The organism is Moorena sp. SIO4G3 (assembly GCF_010692305.1).
GTDB classification, from domain to species: Bacteria; Cyanobacteriota; Cyanobacteriia; order Cyanobacteriales; family Coleofasciculaceae; genus Moorena; species Moorena producens_A.
The window spans coordinates 1-3841 of the sequence record NZ_JAAHIG010000578.1; the positions used below are offsets into that span (position 1 = coordinate 1).

At 46.0% G+C, this 3841-nt stretch carries 3 protein-coding genes; all 3 read left to right on the forward strand.

Translation table 11 applies throughout. The features are described 5' to 3' along the window. The first annotated feature begins 45 nt into the window (after window positions 1-45). The 3 genes from F6J99_RS43060 to F6J99_RS43070 all read left to right on the forward strand — a co-directional run bounded on the left by F6J99_RS43060 (window position 46) and on the right by F6J99_RS43070 (window position 3657). Window positions 46-183: a hypothetical protein gene (locus tag F6J99_RS43060; RefSeq protein ID WP_293123073.1), complete on the forward strand. Its 138-nt coding sequence runs from the start codon at window positions 46-48 to the stop codon at window positions 181-183. Between the two features lie 5 nt (window positions 184-188). After that, a complete protein-coding gene (gene ptsP, locus F6J99_RS43065; protein ID WP_293123076.1) occupies window positions 189-2759 on the forward strand; it encodes a phosphoenolpyruvate--protein phosphotransferase in 2571 nt (856 codons plus the stop codon). A 385-nt stretch (window positions 2760-3144) separates the two neighbouring features. After that, on the forward strand, window positions 3145-3657 hold the full coding sequence (locus tag F6J99_RS43070; RefSeq protein WP_293123079.1) for a class I SAM-dependent methyltransferase: 513 nt from the start codon (window positions 3145-3147) through the stop codon (window positions 3655-3657). Window positions 3658-3841 lie beyond the last annotated feature (184 nt).

Sequence of the window (3841 nt, forward strand, 5' to 3'; positions counted from 1 at the left end):
TGTCAAACAAACACCGGCCATAATAACACCAGCCATTAGGATTATTTGCGTACTCCTGAGTTACTCTCCATCATTCTATTAATCAGCAATGCCTTCCCTTTTGCCTCTTGCCTCTTGCCTCTTGCCTCTTGCCTCTTGCCTTTGGGAGTATGTTCACAACCGATGATACCAACGCGCTTATAAACCTTATGATTGGAATTGTGATTATCTCCCACAGTGCTAAGCTAGCAGCTGGGGTCAAGGAATTAGCTGAACAGATGGTTCAGACATCGGTACCGATTGCGATCGCAGCGGGTATTGATGACCCGGAAAATCCCTTTGGTACCGATGTGCTGCAAGTCCAAGCTGCCATTGAGTCGGTTTACTCCGATGCTGGAGTAGTAGTATTGATGGATTTAGGCAGTGCAGTGCTGAGTGCGGAAATGGCACTGGAGTTTCTGGATGAAGAGCAGAAAAGCAAGGTAAGATTGTGCGAAGCGCCATTAGTGGAAGGTGCGATCGCAGCGGTTGTCCAAGCTGCGGCTGGTGGTGATATCGACCAAGTGATTGCTGAAGCTAGATCAGCCTTAACCGCTAAAGCCTCTCAGTTATCAGACCTGGTGGTGCGTTACGGGACGGGCTGTTCCAACCTTGGCTACGAAGGGGAAAATCAGGGTAAGCCCGTCCCTAACGCACCCTACGGAACTACAACCAAAGAAATCCATCTTACTGTCCAGAATCAACAGGGAATTCATGCTCGTCCTGCTGCCCAATTTATTACTACAGCTAATCGGTTTAACTGTGAAATTACGTTACAAAATATAACTAAAACTAGCAATATAGTTAATGGAAAAAGCATTAATAATGTGATGCTTTTAGGTATCCAACAGGGAGATGAAATAGTCATCAAAGCAGTAGGAGAAGATGCGGAATTAGCCTTGATAGCTTTGCAGCAGCTAGTCGATAACAATTTTGGCGAAACAGTAAATAAACCAAAAGAAGACATCAACCCAGACTCTAACCCTTTCAGTAACCGATCCCTTCACCGGTCATCGGTCACACTTGATAGGTTAGTTGGAATTCCCGCTGCTGCTGGGATTGCTATCGGAGCGGTTATTGTCTACCAACCCAAACGTCCAGAGATTATTGAAGAGCAAACAGATAATCCTCAAGCGGAGTGGGAAACCCTACAACTTGCTATTAAAACAGCACAACAGCAACTTCAACACCTGATCAATACTGTTACTAATGATCAGGCAGATATTTTTCAGGCTCACTTGCTCTATTTAGAGGATCCAGCCCTAGTTAATAGAGCTTATCAGATTATAGTTGACCAGCATCTATGGGCAGGGGCGGCTTGGAAAACTGTGATCGATGAAACCGTAGCAAATTACCAAACTCTGGAAGACTCCTACATGCAAGCTCGCGGAAATGATGTGATCGATGTCGGCTGGCGAGTGTTGCGATTACTGACGAATAGGAAAGAAACCTGTCTAGAGTTGACTGAGCCTGGTATTCTGGTTGCTGCTGATTTAACCCCCTCTGAGGTCGCACAACTAAATCCGATCCAAGTCCTAGGTATCTGTTGCGCTAGTGGCAGTGCTACAGCCCATAGTGCCCTGATCGCCAATATGCTGGGTATACCGATGGTGGTTGGTGTTGGTCAGGATCTGTTGTCGTTGCCAGCTGGTACGGAGTTGGCCATGGATGGGACAACCGGTCAAATTTGGGTAGAGCCTTCTGAGGAACGGAAGCAAGAATTACAGATACAGAGCAACAGTAAGGATGAATTACCTAGGGAGGTCATTACTCAAGATGGACACAAAATTTCCTTGATGGCAAATGTTTTGGGAGAGGCTGATGCTAAATTGGCTCTCGATTGTGGTGCTCAAGGGATAGGTTTACTTAGGACTGAGTTTCTTTATCTGGAACGCTTAACTATTCCGATGGAAGAAGAGCAGTTGGCAACCTATCAAGCCATTGCGGAAATTATGGGTACCCATCCCCTAACGATTCGTACTTTAGATATTGGCGGTGACAAGCCCATTCCCTTCCTGAATCTAGCCTCTTCTGATGCTCCCTCTGCTCCGCACACCCCAGAGCCTAACCCTTTCCTAGGATGGCGGGGAATTCGTCAGAGTTTGGATTGTCCAGAGATGCTCAAAATCCAACTGCGGGCGATTCTACGAGGGAGTTATGGACACAACATTAAAGTGATGTTTCCCATGGTTTCTTCAGTACAAGAGGTAAGGGCTGCTAAGGAAATCCTAGCAGAGGCTAAAGCCGAGTTGCGCCAAGAAGGGTATAGTTTTAATGAACAGATGCCAGTGGGGATTATGGTAGAAGTCCCGGCAGCAGTAACCATGGCTGATCAGTTAGCCGCTGAAGTGGACTTTTTCAGCATTGGTACTAATGATTTGAGTCAATATGTCATGGCCGCTGACCGTACTAATCCCAAGGTGGCGAAGCTAGCTGATGCCCTTGAACCGGCTGTGCTACGGATGATTCAACAAACGGTAACTGTTGCTCATCAAGCAGGGATTACAGTTAGTGTCTGTGGTCAGTTGGCATCGAATCCAGTAGGGATACCGATTTTATTAGGGTTAGGGGTGGATGAGTTGAGTGTGAATCCACCTGCGATCGCTACTGTGATTTCAGTTATTACACAGTTGAGTATCAACCAGGCCGAGATGCTTGCTAGTGAAGTGTTGCAGCTAGATTCGGCTCTTGCGGTTAGAGAGTATAGCGCTACGCGCAAGGCAATAGGCAATAGGCAATAGGCAATAGTTTACTAGAACAGCTTTTGCTGCTTTTATAAATGTTAAACACCTTAATCGGTAGTGCTATATATTGTCAAGCAACTGGACAGGTCGGTTTGAGTTTTGGCAGGAGTGATACAGCGCTATAAACAAGGCAACAGGCAACAGGCAACAGGCAACAGGCAAAAGGCAAAAAAAAAGAGAGCCGTGTTACTGACTCTCTCGATCATCAGGGTGCATCTTATATTTCAAATATACCTGATTAAATGAGGGGTGTCACCCCTCACTGCATAAATCAGCCAAATGGCTTAGTTTGTAATGTGGTACTGCTAACCTGATCTCCCTCACAAGACAGGCATTTAGATTGGAATAGTTAAACTTAGGAAGCATTAGCAAGCCCAGAGCTATGTTCGAGGAACAACCCCAAGCACTACAGCAAAAGGTCAAACTTTTGGCATTGGAATCAATTCGCCAAGATAATCCATCTCAATGGTTTGAGGTTTTATATGCCGAAGCTAATGGGGATTCGGGGCAAATACCTTGGGCGCGTTTAACACCCCATCCCTATCTACAGGATTGGTTAGAGCATAATACATCCCAAGAGTCGGGTCGCTCTGCCCTAGTGGTTGGTTGTGGGTTAGGGGATGATGCTGAAGCGTTGGCGCAGCAGGGTTTCCAAGTGACTGCGTTTGATATTTCCCCGACTGCGATCGCATGGTGCAAAAAACGATTTCCCGATTCCCAAGTCAAGTACCAAGTGGCGGATTTATTTGCGTTAGAGCCAGCATGGCATCAGAACTTTGATTTTGTGTTTGAATGCCATAATATCCAAGCCTTACCCCTCAAGGTTCGGTCAACTGTCATGAATGCGATCGCATCCTTACTCGCCTCGCAATTAGACCCTTTAAAGTTGGGATAAATCGGGATTTATCGGTACAAATCCGACATGGACATTTAGCTAGCGCTATAGTAGAATTAGAATATAAGATTCAGACCTGACAATGCCCAAGCCCAAAACAGTAAGAGCAACAAAGAAAATATCAACTCAGATTGTCCCCGTAGCGGGGATGACTGAGTCGGTTAAGACTGAACTGCTCTCTACA

Excerpts from the sequence above, each read along its gene's own strand:
- ptsP (WP_293123076.1), top strand. The coding sequence starts at position 189 with ATGATTGGAATTGTGATTATCTCCCACAGTGCTAAGCTAGCAGCTGGG.
- F6J99_RS43070 (WP_293123079.1), top strand. The coding sequence starts at position 3,145 with ATGTTCGAGGAACAACCCCAAGCACTACAGCAAAAGGTCAAACTTTTG.